Origin of the sequence: Conexibacter woesei DSM 14684, assembly GCF_000025265.1 — a bacterium.
Taxonomy (GTDB): Bacteria; Actinomycetota; Thermoleophilia; order Solirubrobacterales; family Solirubrobacteraceae; genus Conexibacter; species Conexibacter woesei.
In genome coordinates this window covers 1,962,637-1,979,806 of the sequence record NC_013739.1, presented here as the reverse complement: position 1 = coordinate 1,979,806, position 17,170 = coordinate 1,962,637, and the positions used below count along the sequence as shown (strand labels likewise).

Genomic DNA, 17,170 nt, shown 5'->3' with positions numbered 1-17,170 from the left:
TCCGCCGATGCTGCTCGGAATGGGGTCCTGCGGGCCCCACCTGCACCGCCCTGTCGCGAAGAGGACCCTCACCGCCGCCGTCCTCGGCCTCGCCGCGACCGCCGTCCTCGCACCTTCCGCGCACGCCCAGGCGGGCGGCGCCGCATCGACCGCGTTCGCCCCCGCGATCGCCAGCATCGCCTGCACGAGCGGCTGCGCCGGCGCCGCCGGCGACGCGACCGGCACCGTCACCGTCGAGCAGGGCGGGACCGTCGCGCTCGGCGGCCGCGCGCTCGACAGAGCGAGCGCCGTCGTCTTCCTCGGCGCCCGCGGCAGCCGTGACGACGTGCGCGCGCGTGCCCGCGCGACGAGCGCGACCAGCCTCGACGTGAAGGTCCCGGCGAAGGCCCGCAGCGGCCACGTCGCGCTCGTGACCGCCGCCGGCGTCGCCTCGCAGTCGCACGGCGTCACGGTCAGAGTCGTCAAGCCCGCCTCGACGACCTACGCGGCGACGCTCCCCGCGCCGGTCCTGCGGCCGATTCCCGGCGTCGACCAGCTCGAGGCCGGCTTCGTCACGCGGAAGGCCGGCAAGGCCGCCTCCGCCGCCTCGATTGCCTACGTCTCGCGCGCGGCCGCGGCCGTCACCGTCCGCGTCGACGTCGTGCGGCTCTCCGACGGCCTCTCGATCTTCAGCGACGAGCGCAGCGCCGCCACCGGCCAGCAGCAGACGGTCGCGTGGGACGGCCGCAGCGACGCCGGCCTCGCGTCCGACGGCAGGTACGACGTGCGCGTCTCGACCGTCGCCGGCTCCGCCCCGCGGACGACCGCCGCGCCCGACACCGGCGCCGCCGCCGCCGGCGGCGCGGCGCCCGCGGCCGGCGGGTCCCCGCCCCCGTCCGGCTCCGCCCGCGTCGGCGGCTTCACCTTCGTCGGCGCCGTCTTCCCCGTCAGCGGGCCGCACACCTACGGCGAGGACGGCGCGGCGTTCGGCGCCGGCCGCGGCGGCCGCTCGCACGCGGGCCAGGACGTGCTCGCGAAGTGCGGCACGCCGATCGTCACGGCGCGCGGCGGGACCGTCAAGCACACGGGCGTCCAGGGCGCGGCCGGCAACTACGCCGTGATCAGCGACCCCGTCACGGGCGAGGACCACGGCTACATGCACCTCGCGACCCCGGCGACCGTCGCCAGAGGCGCGCGCGTCGAGACCGGTCAGCAGATCGGGACCGTCGGCCGCACCGGCAACGCGACCGCCTGCCTGCTCCACTTCGAGCTGTGGACGTCGCCCGGCTGGTACTCGGGCGGGACCGTGGTCGACCCATTGCCGACGCTGAAGCGCTGGGACCGGCTCGGCTGAGCCGGCTCCCCCGCCCGCGTGCCACGCCGCGCGGGCGCGCCGCACCGGGCGGCACGCGCGACTACCCTCTGACGCGATGCTGCTCGCGACGGTTCTCCCGATCTCCAACGACGCCCTCGGCTATCTCGGTCTCGGCATCGTCGCGATCGCGATCGTCGTCCTGCTCGTCTCGACGTTCCACCCGGAGGGGCGCAAGCGCCCCGGCGGCTACCTCGACGGCAACGCCCCCCAGCCGGACGACGTGCCGCGCGACGAGCACGACCGCCCGCGCGACGACGGGTGATCACCGCGGCGGCCTCCCCGCCGCCGCGCGCGTGATCGTCAGCGTCCGCGCGACGGTTTCCGAGGTCCGCCCGTCGCGTGTCCGTGCGACGAGCGTCAGGCGATAGGTCGCCGGCGCGAGCCGTGCGCGCCCGATCCGTCCTGTGAGCGCGATCGTGTTGCGGCCGGCGCGCAGGACGGCGCTCGCGCCGCCGGCGGCGCGCATGCTCGTGCAGCGCCGGCCGCGGCCGGCCCCCGCGACGCAGCGACGGCCGACCCGGCGGCCAGCGACGACGCGCGCGTAGCGGAGCGAGAGCGTCGCGGGCTCGCTCGCCGTCAGCATCAGGCGCGCACCGCGCCCGCGCGTCACGCGCGAACCGCGCGGCAGCACCGCGAAGCGCGTCCGCGAGAGGCCGACGCCGGAGAGCCGCAGCGCGAGCGGTCTCGCAGCGCCCGGCCGGGAGCCGCCCGGTGCCGAGCCCGCGCCCCCGCCCGTGCCCGCGCCGCCCGCTCCGCTCCCGCCGCCCGGCGAAGGCGCCGGAGCGGGATCGCCCCCTCCGCCCCCTTCTCTGCCGCCACCTCCGCCGCCGGGCGGCGGGCTCCCCTCGCGGTCGCGCACGAACACGTCGACGTCGCCGTTCGTGTCCCCCACGACGAGGTTCGACGCGCGGCTGTCGAACGCGAGGTGACGGCCCGTGCCGCCGCTGAACGCGTACCGGCCGGGCACGGCGTTGCCGCCGGCACCGCCCGTCGCGAGGTCCGCGCGCGTCGTCGCGCCGGCGCAGCGATCGCGCAGCGCCAGCCCGCCGACCAGCGCGGGGCCGACGAATGCGACCGCGCAGCCGTCGCCGGAGATCGCCGGGGGCAGGTAGCCCTCGGTGTCGCCCGGCGCGCCTGCGGCCGACACGCTCGCCAGCTCCGTCGTGCCGGCGCAACGGTTGCGGACGAAGACGCGGTCGCCCGCCGCGGTCGGCGGCGAGACGAGGTTCGTCGCGTCCGAGACGAACGCGACGAGGCAGCCGTCGGCGCTGATCGACGGCCGCTCGGAGCCGCCGTTGGCGTCGCTGCTGCTCGCGCTCACGCTGACGCGCTCGATCCCGCCCGTCGCGGTCTCGCGCACGAACACGTCCTCGCGGCCGTTGCCGTCGCCGCCGACGAGGTTGGAGGCGTGACTGGAGAACGCGACGAAGCGACCGCCGGCGCTGACGTCCCCCGTGTCGCTGCCGGCGGTCGCTCTTCTGCCCCCGGGCGCCTCGCCGACGCGGGTCAGCGCGCCCGTCGCGACGTCGGCGAGGAAGACGTCCCGCGGGACGTTGTTCGTCGTGACGAGATCGGCCGCGACGCTCGCAAAGACGACGTGCGTGCCATCCGGCGCGACGTGGGCGTCGAACGAGTCGCCTCTGCCGTCGTCGCCGCCGACGCTCGTGCTGAGCCGTCTGAGCGTGTTCGCGACGCGGTCGTAGAGGAAGACGTCGCTCCAGACGTTCGTCGCGCCGGCGGTGGCCAGGTTCGTCGCGAAGCTGGTGAACGCGACGTAGCGGCCGTCGTCGCTGATCGACGTCTCCGCGAAGACGGGCGCGAACGCGACCGAGCCGAACGGCACCGAGTCCGAGTCCTCGTTCCCCTGCGTGCCGTCGGCACGGGCCGAGATGCGGCGCGTCTCGCCCGTGACGCGGTCGCGCAGGAAGGCGTCCGAGCGCACATTCGTGTCGCCGGGAACGGCATTCGCGGCCGTGCTGACGAACGCGACCCAGCGCCCGTCCGCGCTGACGCTCGGTCCCCAGCTGTCGTCGAAGAGCTGCGCGCCGCCCGCGCCGAGACTGACGCGCTCGGTCGTCCCGGCGGCGCCGGCGGCGGCCGGAGCGCCCGCCGCGACGCAGACCGCCACCCCCGCGGCGAGCAGCGCCACGACGACGCGCGGCTCCCTCACCGGCCCCGACCGGCCCGACCGGCTCTCGGCAGCGTCAGCGTCAGCGGCCGCGTGACCGTCGCTCTGTTGCCGGCGCCGTCGCGCACGACGGCGACCGCGCTGACACGGCGCGCGGCGGCGGACCGGCGCGCAAGCGCGCGCGAGCTGCGCGGCAGCGTCAGCGTCACGAGCGCACTTCTGCCCGCCGGAACCGCGAACCGCGCGCTCGTCAGCGTCACGACGCGTCGCTTGCCGCGGTGGCGCACGCGCCCGCGCGTCCGCAGCGACACCGTCCCGCGGCATGGGCCCGTCGCCTCGGCGGCCGGGCACGCCACGCGCAGTCTCACGGTCCAGCGTCTGCTCAACGCCAGCCGTCTGCCCGCGAGCGTGACGCGGACGGCGCGATCGCGGGCGACGCCGGGTCTCGGCGCAGGCGCCGGCGCGGGCCCGGGCGACGGAGGCGGCGGCGACACCGGCGGGGCGGCCGGCGCGGACCTCCACAGCTCACGCCCGTGCACGCCGTCGTTCGCGCTGAAGACGAGCCCGTCGCCGAGCGCCGCCGGATCGGACGGATCGGAGCCCTGGAAGCCGGCCAGCACGTCGGCGGCGAGCGCGGCTGAGGAGCCGTCGACGATCCACGGCTCCTCCCCGTGCGTCCCGTCCTCGGCGAGCAGGAACAGCCGCTCGCCGACGGCGGTCAGGTCGTCGGGCGAGGAGCCTCTCGCGCCGGGGTTGACGTCGGCGGCGAGCGCCGTCGTGACGCCGTCGGTGCTCCACGGCTCGTCGCCGTGGACGGCGTCGTCCGCGGTCATGTACAGCCGCCCGCCGGCGACGGTGAAGTCGCTGGGCTCCGATCCGGCGGCGCCGGGGGCGATGTCGTGCGCCAGCGCCGTGGTCGTCCCGTCGGTGCGCCACAGCTCGTCCCCGCGCACACCGTCGTTGGCGTGGAACCACAGCCGGCCGGCGAACGCCGTGTAGGAGTAGGGCTCCGAGCCGACCGCCCCGGGCCGTATGTCGCGCACGAGCTGCGTCGTCGTCCCGTCCGTGCGGAACAGCTCGCGCCCGGTCGCCGACGTCGATGCCGTGAAGTACAGGTGGCCGCCGAGCGGCTCGAACGACTGCGGCTCCCCTTCTCTCGCGCCCGGCTCGATGTCTGCCACCTGCTGCAGAAGACCTCTCCGCACGCGCCACACCTCGCGCCCGGTCACGCCCTCGTTGGCGGAGAAGTAGACGGCTTCGCCGAACGCGACGAGCGACGACGGGTAGCCGTCCGCTCTTCCGGGACGTATCTCGAAGCGCGTCAGCGTTCTGCCGTCTGTGCGGTACAGCTCGGAGCCGTAATCCGGGTGGAAGGCGCGGAAGTAGAGCTGTCCGCCCGCGACCGTCAGCCACTCCGGGCTTGCGCTCCCGACCCCGGGCACGACGTCGTGGACGCGCTCCGTCGTCGTCCCGTCCGTTCGCCACAGCTCGCGACCGCCGGCGCCGTCGAACGCGCTGAAGTAGAGGAACCCGTCGAAGGCCGCGGCCTGCGTGCCCGCGAGATAGGGAGTCGACGCGGCCGCACCCGGGTTGATGTCCTTCACCAACGTCGCGGTGATCCCGTCCGTCCGCCACAGCTCCGTTCCGAGCACGCCGTCCGTCGCGCCGAAGTACAGCTGGCCGCCGTAGGAGGCGAAGCCCTCCGGCTCCGAGCCGCTCGGTCCGGGCACCAGATCGATCGCGAGGCGGGTGTCGAACGGGCCGGCGGCAGCCGCCGGAGCGGCGATCAGCAGCGCGGTGAGCGCCGCCAGCAGCGCCCACAGGCGCGTGGTGCGACGGCGAGGACGTGGGATCGAACACATGCCCGACATCCTTCTGGAAGATCGCGGTCCCGTGGGCGATCTGGGACCGATTCGGGACCAGTCGCGGTCTCAGCCGCGGCGCGCGACGACGTAGCGGGCCAGCCGCTCGGACGCCTCCGCGAGGCGGCGGAAGTAGGTCGTGCGGCTGACGTTCAGCGCCAGCGCCGCGCGTGCGTGCCCGCCGGCGCCGTCGAGGTAGCCGCGCTCGAGCGTGGCGCGCAGCAGGCGCTCGTCGTCGGAGTCTCCGAAGGCGGCGGCGACCGCCTCGCGCAGGAGGCCGCGGACCGAGGCGGCGCGAGCCTCGACGGTGGCGCCCTGCGCCAGCGGGCTCGCGGCGAGCGCAAGCGGGTCGTGGAACGCCCGCAGCGCCTCGCGCACGGTCGCGGCCGCGACCTCCTCCGTCGTCCGCGCGGGCGGTGCCGGCAGGCCGAGGTCGCGGTAGAGCAGCGCGCGCGTCGCCGCGAGGATCCCGCCCTGACCATGGTCGATCAGGTGGCACTCGACGACGCGACTGCCGTCGCGCACCTCCAGCTCGGGCACGACGACGGCGCCGAGTGCCCGGCTCAGCTCCTGCGCCTCCGCGTCGGCGGGATCGGCGTGGCCGTACAGCAGTTGCACGTTCGGGAGGCCGGAGAGCTGGATGCCGGCGGTGTTGAGGAGGCCGACGACGGGCGACTCCTGCGCGCCGGTGAGGTCGAACGTGTTGCGCCACAGGAGCGCGTTGCCGTCTGGCGCGCGCTCGCGCGCGTGCGCGAGCCAGCGACCGAGCACGACGTCGTCGCCGGCCCATGCGGGCGCGCTCGCGGGCGTCGCCGTGATCGCGAAGCCGGCCAGCGCGCCCTGCGCGTCGCGCGCGACGAGCACCCGTTCCGGCGCCTCGTCGAAGAACCGCCGCACCCCCGGCCACCACGACGCGTCCGCGGCGTCGAGCGCGGCTGCGGCCGCGTCCGCGTCGCCCGTGCGGACACGGTCGATCCGGTAGCGGTCGCCGATCTCCAGCGCGAAGCCCCAGCGCATCGCGGGGTCGTCGATCAGGCTGATCAGCTCCGCCGTCAGGCCCGGCTGGCCGGTCGCGGCGCGGTCGTGGAGGTGGTCGGCGACGCGGCGGCGCAGCTCCCGCTCGCGGTCGGCGTCACGCGCGCGCAGCTCGGCGTGCAGCGCCGCCGCGACCCGCTCGTGGATGCGGACGCGCGCGCCTGCCGACGCCGCGAACGAGAGCCCGCGCAGCCACGTCTCGGCGTGGTCGGCGTCGATCCCCGGCAGCGCCGCCGCCAGCAGGCGGGCGTCGACCGCCGGCGCGATCGCCGCGACGGCGAGGACCTCGCGGTCGGCGCCGCCGAGCTCGTCGCCGGCGAGCCGCTGCAGCAGCGCCCCTGCCAGCGCGCGGTCGTCGTCGAGCGCGCGCAGCTCCAGCGCGCCCGCGGCGAGCGTCGCGTCCGCGCCCATCGCGAGCGCGAGCGGCAGGCCGCCGGCCCACCGCAGCAGCGCGGCCGTCCGGCGCTCGTCGCCGATCCCGTGGCGGTGCAGCAGCGCCCGCGCGTCGGCGTCGTCGAGCGGCCCGAGCGCGAGCGGGAGCGTCAGCGCCTCCCAGCCGTCCTCAAACCAGCCGGCCTCCGGCGGCCGCCGGCCGGCGACCAGCACGCGGGTCGACGCCGGCAGCGCCGGCAGGATCGTCCGCCGCAGGGACGCGCCGACCGCCGAGATCAGCTCGTAGGAGTCGATCGCGACGAGCGGACGCGCCGTCCCGGCGAGGCCGTCGAGCGCCCGCGTCAGCCCGCTGGGCTCGGACGCGGCCTCGCGTCCGTCGATCGTGCGCACGTCGAAGCCGGCGAGCGCGCCGCGCCGGGCCGCCTCGCGCAGGAGCGTGCTCTTCCCGATCCCGCCGGGGCCGTGGACGAAGACGACCGCCGCCGGCGGATCGTCTGTCAGCAGGCGGTCGACGACGCGCAGCTCGCGCGCCCGCCCCACGAAGCGACGCGCGTCCAGCGCCGCCAACCGGCTTCCGAGCGTGCCCTCCACGTGCGGAGGAGGGTAGCGCCCGGGTCCGGCGGCTCAGCCGGGCGTCACTCCCACTCGATCGTGCCGGGCGGCTTGCTCGTGATGTCGAGCACGACCCGGTTGACCTCGCGGATCTCGTTGATCATCCGCGAGGCGATCTGCTCCAGCAGGTCGTACGGCAGACGCGCCCAGTCGGCCGTCATCGCGTCGTCGCTGGTGACCGCGCGGATCACGACGACGTAGCCGTAGGTGCGCTCGTCGCCTTGGACGCCGACGGTGCGGACGTCCGGCAGGACGCAGAACGACTGCCACAGCTCGCGGTAGAGGCCGGCTCTGCGGATCTCGTCCTGGAGGATCGCGTCGGCGTCGCGCAGCGTGTCCAGCCGCGCTCTCGTCGCCTCGCCGCCGACGACGCGGATCGCGAGACCCGGTCCCGGGAACGGCTGGCGCCAGACGAGCCGCTCCGGCAGCCCCAGCTCGGCGCCGACGGCACGGACCTCGTCCTTGAACAGCGCGCGCAGCGGCTCGACCAGCTCGAACTGGAGGTCGTCCGGCAGACCGCCGACGTTGTGGTGCGACTTGATCGTCGCTGCCCCGGTGCCGCCGCCCGACTCGATCACGTCGGAGTAGAGCGTGCCCTGGACGAGGAACCTCGCACCGCCCTCGGCGAGCTTGGCCGACTCCTCCTCGAAGACGCGGATGAACTCGTCGCCGATCGCCTTGCGCTTCTGCTCGGGCTCGGTGACGCCTCTGAGGCGGTTGAGGAAGCGCTCCTCGGCGTCGACTGCGACGAGCGGGACCTTGTAGTGGTCGCGGAAGGCGGTGATGACCTGCTCGCCCTCGTTCTTGCGCATCAGCCCGTGGTCGACGAAGACGCACGTCAGCTGGTCGCCGATCGCGCGGTGCACCAGCAGCGCGGCGACTGAGGAGTCGACGCCGCCCGACAGCGCGCAGATGACGCGCCCACCGCCGACCTGCTCGCGGATGCGCGCGAGCTGGTCGTCGATCACCGAGCTGGCCGACCAGGTGCGGGCGCAGCCGCAGATCTCCTCCAGGAAGCGGGTGATGATGTCCTGGCCATACGGCGTGTGGACGACCTCGGGGTGGAACTGGATCCCGTAGATCCCGCGCTCGACCGACTCCAGCGCCGCGACCGGCGACTCCGTCGAGGACGCCAGCGCCGTGAAGCCGGGCGGCGGCGCGAAGACGGTGTCGCGATGCGACATCCAGCAGGTCTGCTCCAGCGGCAGCCCGGCGAGCAGCCGGCCTGGCTCCTTGACCGTCAGCTTGGAGCGGCCGAACTCGCCGACCTCGGCGCCCTGCACCTCGCCGCCGAGCTCGGTCGTCAGCAGCTGCATGCCGTAGCAGATGCCGAGCACGGGGATGCCGAGCTGCAGCAGCTCGGGCTCGAGTCTCGGCGCGCCGTCCGCGTAGACGGAGGCGGGGCCGCCGGAGAGGATCAGCCCCTTCGGTCTGCGGCGCGCGACCTCGGCCGCGCCGACGTGGTGCGGCAGCAGCTCGGAGAAGACGCCGCACTCGCGCACGCGGCGCGCGATCAGCTGTGAGTACTGGCCGCCGTAGTCGAGGACGACGACCTGCTCGGCATCGACGTTGGGCTCCGCCGCCGTCCCGCCCGCCGCGACCGTCGCGGTCGCTGACGTCGGCACGTGCGTCGTCAGCCCGTCAGTCGTTGACAAGGGCGACGGCCCGGCCGTTGGAACCCATGCCGACCTGCTGGTCGCGCTGGAGGCTCTTGCCCTCGGTCTGCAGCGCGGGCGCGACCATCAGCTCGGCGCGGTTGAACTCCGCGATGTCGCGATAGCCGCAGGTCGCCATCGACGTCCGCAGCGCGCCCATCAGGTTGAACATGCCGTCGTTCTCGCGCGCGGGACCGTTGACGATCTCCTCGAGCGTGCCGTTCTGCGGCGTCTTCACGCGCGTGCCGCGCGGGAGCGTCGGGTGGAACGTCGCCATGCCCCAGTTGTAGCCGCGGCCCGGGGCCTCGACGGCCTTGGCGAGCGCGGAGCCGAGCATGACCGCGTCGGCGCCGCAGGCGATCGCCTTCGCGACGTCGCCGCCGTTCTTCATGCCGCCGTCGGCGATCACGCGGACGTAGTCGCCGGTCTCGAGCATGTGCTGCGAGCGGGCTGCCGCGACGTCGGCGATCGCCGTCGCCTGCGGGACGCCGATGCCGAGCACGCCGCGCGTGGTGCAGATCGCACCCGGTCCGACGCCGACGAGCACGCCGGCCGCGCCGGTGCGCATCAGGTGGAGACCGGTGTGATAGGAGGCGCAGCCGCCGACGACGACCGGCACCGGCACCTCGCCGATGAACTCCTTCAGATTGAGCGGCTCGCTCACTGTCGAGACGTGCTCGGCGGAGACGACCGTGCCCTGGATCACGAGGATGTCGAGTCCGGCCTCGAGCGCCAGCTCGTAGTGCGTGCGGACGCGCTGCGGCGTGAGCGAGGCGGCGACGACGACGCCCTGGTCCTTGATCTCGCGGATCCGCTGTGCGATCAGCTCGGGCTTGACCGGCTCGCGGTAGATCTCCTGCATCTCGCGCGTCGCCTCCTCCTGCGGGAGGCTGGCGATCTTCTCGAGCTGGGCGTCGACGTCTTCGTAGCGACAGAAGATGCCCTCGAGGTTGAGGACGGCAAGACCACCGAGTCTGCCGATGATCCCGGCCGTCTCAGGCGAGACGACGCCGTCGAGCGCCGAAGCGAGCAGCGGCTGCTCGAAACGGTACGGGCCGAGCGTCCAAGAGATGTCGACGTCGTCGGGGTCACGCGTGCGTCGCGAGGGCACGATGGCGACATCATCGAACCCGTATGCGCGACGAGCTTTCTTACCGCGGCCGATCTCTATTTCCATGGAAGCACCGTACGGGTCGAGGCGGACGAAACAGCCCCGCGCAGAGCGGGGCCGGAGGGGGAGCGAATCGTCGTCGTGGCGGCAACCAGCGACACGTTCCATCGTAGCAACGCGCCTGAAGAACCCTCCCCCCGCTCATGCGCCGGGATCAGGCAGATCTGGCGGGGGTTCGCGCGGGCGCGCCGCGCGCCGATCAGGAGACCTCGGCCGGCAGCGAGACGGGGGTCGCCTCGACCGCGCCGAGCAGCCGCTCGACGTTGTGCGGATCGATCACGCCGGCACCGAAGTGCTGCGTCGACTCGGCGCCGCAGGCGACGCCGAAGCGCAGGCACTCCTCGGGCGTCCCGCCCGTGTAGCGGGCGGCGACGTAGCCGGCCAGGAAGGCGTCGCCGGAGCCGACGGCGGCGCGCGCCTCCTGCTGCTCGACGCGCACGCGGTAGAGCTGTGGCGAGCCGTTGTCGGTCTTGACCTTCGCGAAGCAGCCGTCGGGGACGGTCATTATCGCCTCGCCGGCGCCCTGCTCGACGATCTCGGCGACCGCGAGCATGCGGTCCTCGTCGTCGTTGAACTCGTGGCCGACCAGCTCCTCGGCCTCGATCACGTTCGGCGAGACGACGTCGGGCTCGGCGCGCACGGCATGGCGCAGCGGCTCGCCGTCGGTGTCGACGACGGTCGTCACGCCGCGCTTGCGCAGCTCGCGGATCAGCCCGGCGTAGACGTCGGTCTCGACCGCGCGCGGGAGGCTGCCGGCGAAGACGCAGATGTCGGCGCCCTGCGCGAGGTAGAGCAGCTTGTCGCGGAACAGCTCCATCTCGCGCTCGGAGACGGCCGGACCGCGCTCGTTGATCTCGGTCTGGATGCCGGTCGTCGGATCGAGCACGGAGGTGTTCGTGCGCGACTCCTCGCCGATGCGGACGAAGTCGGTCAGGACCGACTCGGCCGTCAGCGCCTCGACGATCCGCGTGCCGGTCGCGCCGCCCGCGAAGCCGGTCGCGATCACGGGGCGGCCGAGCCGCTTGATCGCCCGCGCGACGTTGACGCCCTTGCCGCCTGGCATCGTCGTCTGGTCGACCGACCGGTGCCGCCGCCCGATGCGGAAGTTCGGCACCTCGAGCGTCTTGTCGATCGCGGTGTTGAGCGTCACGGTGATGATCATGCTGCCTCCATGTCCGCGCGGCCACGACGGCGCCGGGTCCCGTGGCGGCGGCGGAGCAGCAGCGCGGCCGCGCCCCCGACGATCACCACGATCGCTATCAGGCTACCCGGTCTTGCAACCGCGTCCCCGGCCCGTTCGAGGATGCCGACCTCGGGCACCGCCGTTCTCGTCACGAGCGGCACTCTGGCGACGATTCTGCCGCCGGCGCGTACGGTCAGCGAGCCGACAACAGCGTTTCTCGGCAGCGGTCCCTGCAGCTCGTCAGGCGCTCTGACCGCCACCACGACTCTCTGGTCACGCCGCACCAGCTCTCTGACCGATCTCGTCGCGACCAGATCGATCTTGTCCTCCGGCCGGTACTTGAGCTTCGCTCTCGCGAAGACCGCGCCGCTCTTCACCGGCGTCGCTATCCGGTGCGTCGCGTACGCCCATCTCAGCAGCGCCAGCGCGTCGGCGTCGCGCGCGCTCTCGCTCGGCGTGCCCATCACGGCGGCGACGAACGAGAGGCCGTCGCGCGTGCTCGACGCGACCAACAGGTAGCCGGCCGCGTTGGTGTGACCGGTCTTGACGCCGTCGACCCACGGCACGCTCTGGACGAGGCCGTTGCGGTTGACGACGGTGCGTGGGAACGCGCCGGTCCGCAGGACCGCCGATCTGAGGTCGACCGTGCGCGCCAGGAACGGCTTCTGGCGCAGCGCGATGCCGAGCCGCGCGAGGTCGGCGGCGGTCGAGTAGTTGGCCGGCGAGTCGAGCCCGACCGGCGTCGCGAAGTGGGTGTCGGCGAGTCTCAGCTCGCGCGCCTTCGCGTTCATCAGGTCGATGAAGGCGCCGCGCGAGCCGGCCGCGCAGACCGCGAGCGTCGCGGCGGCGTCGTTCGCGCTCGGCAGCATCAGCGCGCGCAGCAGGTCGCGGACGCTCATCCGCTCGCCCTGGCGCAGCCCGATCTGCGTCTCGGCAGGCGTGGCGGCGTATGCGGGCGCGGTGCAGACGCGGCCGAGCGGCAGCTTCTCAACGGCGACGAGCGCGGTCATGATCTTCGTCGTGCTCGCGATCAGCCGGCGGTCGCCGGCGTCGACGCCGTAGAGCGGCTGGCCGCTGGAGACCTCGAAGACGGCGGCGGCCGGCGCGGACAGCTTCGGCGGCGCCGGCAGCTTCGCCTGCGCGGCGGCGGGCAGCGCGGCGAGCGTCGCGAGCGCGGCGGCAGTCGTAAGCGCGGCGACGGCCAGCGCGAGCGCGCGCAGCGTCACGAAGAGCGCGAGCGGTCCCCCGCTCCGCGCCCGGCGTTGAGGCACGACCGTCACCGCAGTCTCAGCCGCTGACCGACGCGGAGCGCCGTTGCGTCGAGGTCCGGGTTGAGGCGCTGTATCGCGTCGACCGGGACTCCGGTGCGTTCTGCGATGACCGTCAGGTTGTCGCCCGCCTTGACGACGTAGGTCTTTCTCTTGACCTGTCTTCTGGCGCCTCTGCGGGGCGTCGTCTCGACGGTGCCGGCGGTGCGGGCGGAGTCGGTCGAGTCCGGGCGCGACGCCTGCACGACGACGACGACGCCGACGAGGGCGACGACGAGGGCAAGTGGGGCGAGAAAGCGCACAGGAGTCCGATGGCCCATCAGGACGGCGATGATACCCGCGCGTTCGGGCGTCCGAGCGGGTCGGCACGCAGAACGCGTGCACCGTGGCTCGCCGGCCACCGGTACGGACGAGCATCCGTGAGCACCGGTGACCGGCGCGGCTCCCGCCGCAGCTGGGACGACTCTGCGGCCGAAGCCGTGCCTGATCCGAATGCGCCCGCTGGGTCCGCGAACGGAGCGGGCGCCGGATCGTGTCGGTTCGGCCAGGAAGGCCGGGGTCGTGACGACCCCAGCGGTACTAGCTCTTGACGGCTCTCTTCAGCCCGGAGCCCGGGGTGAAGCGCGGGACTCTCGACGCGGCGATCTGGATCTTCTCGCCGGTGCTCGGGTTACGGCCCTCGCGGGCGCCGCGCTCGGCGACGTGGAACTTGCCGAAGCCGGAGAACGTCACCTCGCTACCGCGCTTGAGCGCCTCTTCAATCGTCTGGAGGACGGCATCGACAGCGTCTCCGGCGTCCTTCTTGCTCAGTCCGCTGTTGGCGGCAACCTGGTCGACGAACTCTGATTTCGTCACAGTGATCCTCCTTCGAGGTCGTGGGAGGGCCGAAGCTAACAACCCCCGCGGACGGGAACAACGTGAATTGCCCGTCAGAACAGGGGATCTGACCGCCTCAGCCCATCGGATCGGCCTATTTGGGCCATTGGACGCACTTGCGGTCCTTCCCGTCGTAGCGGGAAATCACGCCTCAACGAGGGCTTCAGGAGGCCTCGCTCGCCGCGAGCATCTCCGCAGCGGCGAAAATCGCCGTCCGACCGGCCGAATCGGCCGGTTTCGGCGCCTGGACGCGCCTGGACGCGTCGATCGCGGTGACCTGAGCGAGCGTCGCCGGCAGCGGATCGGGCAGCGGACGCGAGTCCTCCGGGCCGTCCGCGGACTCCCCCGCGAGGTCGCCGAGCACGGTCGCGAGGTCGTCGCGCAGCAGGTCGAGCAGTGCACACGGCCCGACCGCGACCACGAGCGCGCGCGGCGCGGCGGCGGCGGGCGGCGCGGGGGTGACCAGCGCCCCGGGTGCGGCGAGCGGCGAGCCGGCGGCCCCCGCGCCGGCCGAGCGCGCGACGACGACGCTGCCGCGCACCTCGCCACCCTCCTCGACGCGCACGATCAGCTCGCGCCCGCCGGCGCCGGCGAGGTCGTCAAGCGCGCTCAGCAGCTCGCGCGCGGGCGCCTCCAGGGCGCCGTCGCCGGCGAGCAGCCGGCCGTCCGCGTCGAGCACGGCCGCGGCACGCACGTCGGTCGAAAGCTCACGCAGATAGCGCAGCGCGAGCGCAGGCGTCAGAATGACGGTCATGCCAGAGCCCGAGGATACGGGAGTGCCGCTCGAGCGGATCGCGTGGATCGTCACCGTCGCGATCTGCCTGATCACCGCGGTGATCGTCCTGCTGAGCGGTTACGTCGGCTACAGCGCCGTCGTCTTCGCGATCGCCTGCTCGGCCGCGATCAACCTCCGCTGACACGACCGTCGCACTCGCGCGCCGGAGGTGTCGTCCTGCCTTCTGGTCGTCCTGCGACACGAACCCAGGACGACCGGCAGCGCTGACCGCGCGGCGGCCGGGACGCGCGTCAGGCGGCGAGCCAGTGGAGCAGCATGCGCACGGCGCGACCGCGGTGGCTGATCGCGTCCTTCTCCGCGTCGGACAGCTCGGCCATCGTCCGGCCGGGCGCGCCGCCGGGCAGCTCGTCGTCCGGCAGGAAGGCCGGGTCGTAGCCGAATCCGCCCGCGCCGCCGGGCCGTGCGGCGACCCTGCCGGTGCAGCGGCCCTCGAACAGCCGCTCCTCCCCCGTCGCGGGATCGACGTACGCGATCGCGCAGACGTAGGCGAGCGCGCTGCCGGCCGGTGCCTCCCGCAGCAGCTTGACGAGGTTCTCCTCGTCGCTGGCGTCAGGGCCCGCGAAGCGCGCGGAGTAGATGCCGGGGCGGCCGTCGAGCGCGGCCGCCTCGACGCCCGAGTCGTCGGCGATCGCCGCGCGGCCGGTCGCCTGCGCCGCCGCGCGCGCCTTCCCGAGCGCGTTCTCGGCGAACGTCGCGCCGTCCTCGGGCGGCAGCGTGACCTCGGCGGGAAGCGGGTCGACCGCCAGCCGGCCGCCGGCGAGGCGCGTGAACTCGCGCAGCTTGTGGTCGTTGCGCGTGGAGAGCAGCAGCCGCAGGGGCGCCCCGCCGCGCGCGGCGCCACCCGGCTCACCGCCGCTCACACCGCGCGGCCCGCCGCCGCTCACGCCGGCCGCCCCGCAGCGACCGCCGCCTCCTGCGCCGCCCGCAGCTCGGCGATGCCGCGCTCAGCCAGCGCGAGCAGGTCGTCGAGGTGCGCGCGGGAGAGCGGCGTGCGCTCAGCCGTCGCCTGGACCTCGACAAGGCCGCCCTCGCCGGTCATCACGACGTTCGCGTCGACCTCGGCGGTCGAGTCCTCGGGGTAGTCGAGGTCGAGCAGCGGCACGCCGTCGACGATGCCGGCCGAGACCGCCGCGACCGAGCCGGTCAGCGGCAGGCGCTCCAGCAGCCCGTCCGCCACCAGCCGCTCGCACGCCAGCTGGAGCGCGACGAAGCCGCCGGTGATCGAGGCGCAGCGCGTGCCGCCGTCGGCCTGCAGCACATCGCAGTCGACGTAGACCGTGCGCTCGCCGAGCGCGCTGAAGTCGACCACGCCGCGCAGCGAGCGCCCGATCAGGCGCTGGATCTCGACTGTGCGGCCGTCCGCACGCCCCTTCGTGACGTCGCGCGCCTTCCGCTGGCCGGTCGAGGCGGGCAGCATGCCGTACTCCGCGGTCAGCCAGCCCGTGCCGCGCCCGGTCATCCAGCGCGGCACGCTCTCCTCCACCGAGGCGGTGCAGATCACGCGCGTCTCGCCGATCGCGATCAGCGCGGACCCGGTCGCGCTGCGGACGAACCCCGGCTCGAACGAGACCGGGCGCAGCCCCTCCGCGGTGCGGCCGTAGCTGCGCTCGCCGGTCATGCGGCGAGCTCCGCCGGGACGAGCTCGACCTGCTCGATCTCGCCGAGCGGCATCTGCAGGAAGCGCGTCCCGAGCGTGCGGAACGCCTCGACGTCACCGGTGCAGTGAAAGCGGTAGTCGCCCTCGCCGTCGCGTCCGTTCAGCAGGTCGCGCGCGCCGAGCGCCCGCTCGACGCTGCGGACGACGCCCTCGCCCGAGGTCACCAGATGGACGCCGCGTCCGAGCATCCGCTGCAGCATCGGCGCGACGAGCGGGTAATGCGTGCTGCCGAGGATCACGGTGTCGACCTCGGCCGCCCGCAGCGGAGCCGTATAGCGGCGGACGGTCTCGACGACGCGCTCGTCGAACGGGAAGCCGCTCTGGATGATCGGCGCGAGATCGGGGCATGGCACGCTCTCCAACCTCACGTGCGGGTCGCTCGCCGCGATCGCGTTGGCGTAGGCGCCGCTGGCGACGGTCGCGGGCGTCGCCAGCACGCCGATGCGACCGCTCGCCGTCGCCTCGACCGCGAGCTGCGCGGCCGGCGCGATCACGCCGAGCACGTCCACGCCGCTGCCGGCGAGCCGCTCCTCCAGCAGTGGCAGCGCCGCCGCCGTCGCCGAGCCGCACGCGACGACGAGCAGCTTGGCGCCGGCGACGAGCAGGTGGTCGGCGATCTCGGCCGAGCAGACGCGCAGCTCCTCCTGCGACTTGTCGCCATAGGGGAAGCGGGCCGTGTCGCCGAGGTACAGGAAGTCCTCGCTCGGCAGCGAGACGAGCAGCTCGTGGAGGACGGTGAGGCCCCCGACGCCCGAGTCGAAGACGGCGATCGGACGGTCGCTGGCGGCGCGTTCGGTCGTCGCTGGCATCGCGTCATGGTGGCAGAGAGAGGCGCGGAAACGGAGCGACCCGAAGGCCGCCCCGTCCAGCTCGCCCACCAGCCCGAAGGCGGGCGGCGCCGTCATCTCAGCCCCTCCAGCGCCTCTCTGATCTGCCGCACGATCGCGTTCGCGATCCCGCCCGTCCCGAATCTCGTTCCCTTCGTCGCCGTCACGACGCCGGCGAGCAGCGCCGCGACGAGCAGGATCAGCGCCACGTACTCGACCGTCCCCTGCCCGCGTTCTCCCCGCCGCACCGCCGTCAGCCGCTCGCCGTGCCAGAGCTCCGTGACCCGCGCGTGCACGAGTCCCATCAACCGGTAGACCATCGCGTCCTCCCTCGTTCGCTGGACATGGCGAGC

17 protein-coding genes are annotated in these 17,170 nt (G+C 74.2%); 3 read left to right on the top strand and 14 right to left on the bottom strand.

Annotated features, from left to right (window positions below):
- Positions 1-7 precede the first annotated feature (7 nt).
- Together CWOE_RS09370 and CWOE_RS09365 are read left to right on the top strand one after the other, a co-directional pair.
- Complete coding sequence (locus CWOE_RS09370; protein WP_012933357.1) at positions 8-1,333, top strand: M23 family metallopeptidase; 1,326 nt, start codon at positions 8-10, stop codon at positions 1,331-1,333.
- A gap of 76 nt (positions 1,334-1,409) precedes the next feature.
- A complete protein-coding gene (locus tag CWOE_RS09365) occupies positions 1,410-1,616 on the top strand; it encodes a hypothetical protein (RefSeq protein WP_012933356.1) in 207 nt (68 codons plus the stop codon).
- On the opposite strand, the gene CWOE_RS33820 is transcribed toward CWOE_RS09365, so the two are convergent.
- From CWOE_RS33820 to CWOE_RS09315, 10 genes are all read right to left on the bottom strand, one after another.
- Positions 1,617-3,524: a TolB family protein gene (locus tag CWOE_RS33820; protein WP_012933355.1), complete on the bottom strand. Its 1,908-nt coding sequence runs from the start codon at positions 3,522-3,524 to the stop codon at positions 1,617-1,619.
- Positions 3,521-5,344 (bottom strand): hypothetical protein, encoded by a 1,824-nt coding sequence (locus tag CWOE_RS09355; RefSeq protein ID WP_012933354.1) that lies wholly within the window; start codon positions 5,342-5,344, stop codon positions 3,521-3,523. Before CWOE_RS09355 ends, CWOE_RS33820 begins: the two co-directional genes overlap by 4 nt.
- A gap of 69 nt (positions 5,345-5,413) precedes the next feature.
- The gene (locus CWOE_RS09350) at positions 5,414-7,363 is read right to left on the bottom strand and encodes a hypothetical protein (RefSeq protein WP_012933353.1); all 1,950 of its coding nucleotides are present in this window, start codon (positions 7,361-7,363) and stop codon (positions 5,414-5,416) included.
- Positions 7,364-7,407: 44 nt separating this feature from the next.
- On the bottom strand, positions 7,408-9,009 hold the full coding sequence (gene guaA, locus CWOE_RS09345) for a glutamine-hydrolyzing GMP synthase (RefSeq protein ID WP_012933352.1): 1,602 nt from the start codon (positions 9,007-9,009) through the stop codon (positions 7,408-7,410).
- Positions 9,010-9,025: 16 nt separating this feature from the next.
- Complete coding sequence (locus tag CWOE_RS09340) at positions 9,026-10,216, bottom strand: GuaB3 family IMP dehydrogenase-related protein (protein WP_012933351.1); 1,191 nt, start codon at positions 10,214-10,216, stop codon at positions 9,026-9,028.
- Positions 10,217-10,409: 193 nt separating this feature from the next.
- Entirely contained in the window at positions 10,410-11,372 is a 963-nt protein-coding gene (locus CWOE_RS09335; RefSeq protein ID WP_012933350.1) for a 1-phosphofructokinase family hexose kinase, read from the bottom strand.
- Positions 11,369-12,664 (bottom strand): D-alanyl-D-alanine carboxypeptidase family protein, encoded by a 1,296-nt coding sequence (locus CWOE_RS09330; RefSeq protein WP_160165491.1) that lies wholly within the window; start codon positions 12,662-12,664, stop codon positions 11,369-11,371. The genes CWOE_RS09335 and CWOE_RS09330 overlap by 4 nt, the downstream gene beginning before the upstream one ends.
- Before the next feature lie 5 nt (positions 12,665-12,669).
- On the bottom strand, positions 12,670-12,981 hold the full coding sequence (locus tag CWOE_RS09325) for a LysM peptidoglycan-binding domain-containing protein (protein ID WP_012933348.1): 312 nt from the start codon (positions 12,979-12,981) through the stop codon (positions 12,670-12,672).
- 259 nt (positions 12,982-13,240) lie between these two features.
- Positions 13,241-13,558 (bottom strand): HU family DNA-binding protein, encoded by a 318-nt coding sequence (locus CWOE_RS09320; RefSeq protein WP_160165490.1) that lies wholly within the window; start codon positions 13,556-13,558, stop codon positions 13,241-13,243.
- Positions 13,559-13,700: 142 nt separating this feature from the next.
- The gene (locus CWOE_RS09315; protein ID WP_012933346.1) at positions 13,701-14,291 is read right to left on the bottom strand and encodes a hypothetical protein; all 591 of its coding nucleotides are present in this window, start codon (positions 14,289-14,291) and stop codon (positions 13,701-13,703) included.
- On the opposite strand from CWOE_RS09315, the gene CWOE_RS33410 reads away from it, so the two are divergent.
- A complete protein-coding gene (locus CWOE_RS33410; RefSeq protein ID WP_160165489.1) occupies positions 14,290-14,454 on the top strand; it encodes a hypothetical protein in 165 nt (54 codons plus the stop codon). The two genes, CWOE_RS09315 and CWOE_RS33410, sit on opposite strands and share 2 nt — an antisense overlap.
- Positions 14,455-14,563: 109 nt before the next feature.
- Here CWOE_RS33410 and rdgB read toward each other — a convergent pair whose 3' ends face one another.
- The 4 genes from rdgB to CWOE_RS09295 form a co-directional block, all read right to left on the bottom strand.
- Complete coding sequence (gene rdgB / locus CWOE_RS09310) at positions 14,564-15,193, bottom strand: RdgB/HAM1 family non-canonical purine NTP pyrophosphatase (RefSeq protein WP_236262260.1); 630 nt, start codon at positions 15,191-15,193, stop codon at positions 14,564-14,566.
- Between the two features lie 20 nt (positions 15,194-15,213).
- The gene (gene rph, locus CWOE_RS09305; protein ID WP_012933343.1) at positions 15,214-15,951 is read right to left on the bottom strand and encodes a ribonuclease PH; all 738 of its coding nucleotides are present in this window, start codon (positions 15,949-15,951) and stop codon (positions 15,214-15,216) included.
- Complete coding sequence (gene murI / locus CWOE_RS09300; protein WP_012933342.1) at positions 15,948-16,799, bottom strand: glutamate racemase; 852 nt, start codon at positions 16,797-16,799, stop codon at positions 15,948-15,950. The genes rph and murI overlap by 4 nt, the downstream gene beginning before the upstream one ends.
- A gap of 92 nt (positions 16,800-16,891) precedes the next feature.
- On the bottom strand, positions 16,892-17,137 hold the full coding sequence (locus CWOE_RS09295; protein WP_012933341.1) for a hypothetical protein: 246 nt from the start codon (positions 17,135-17,137) through the stop codon (positions 16,892-16,894).
- Positions 17,138-17,170: the final 33 nt, after the last annotated feature.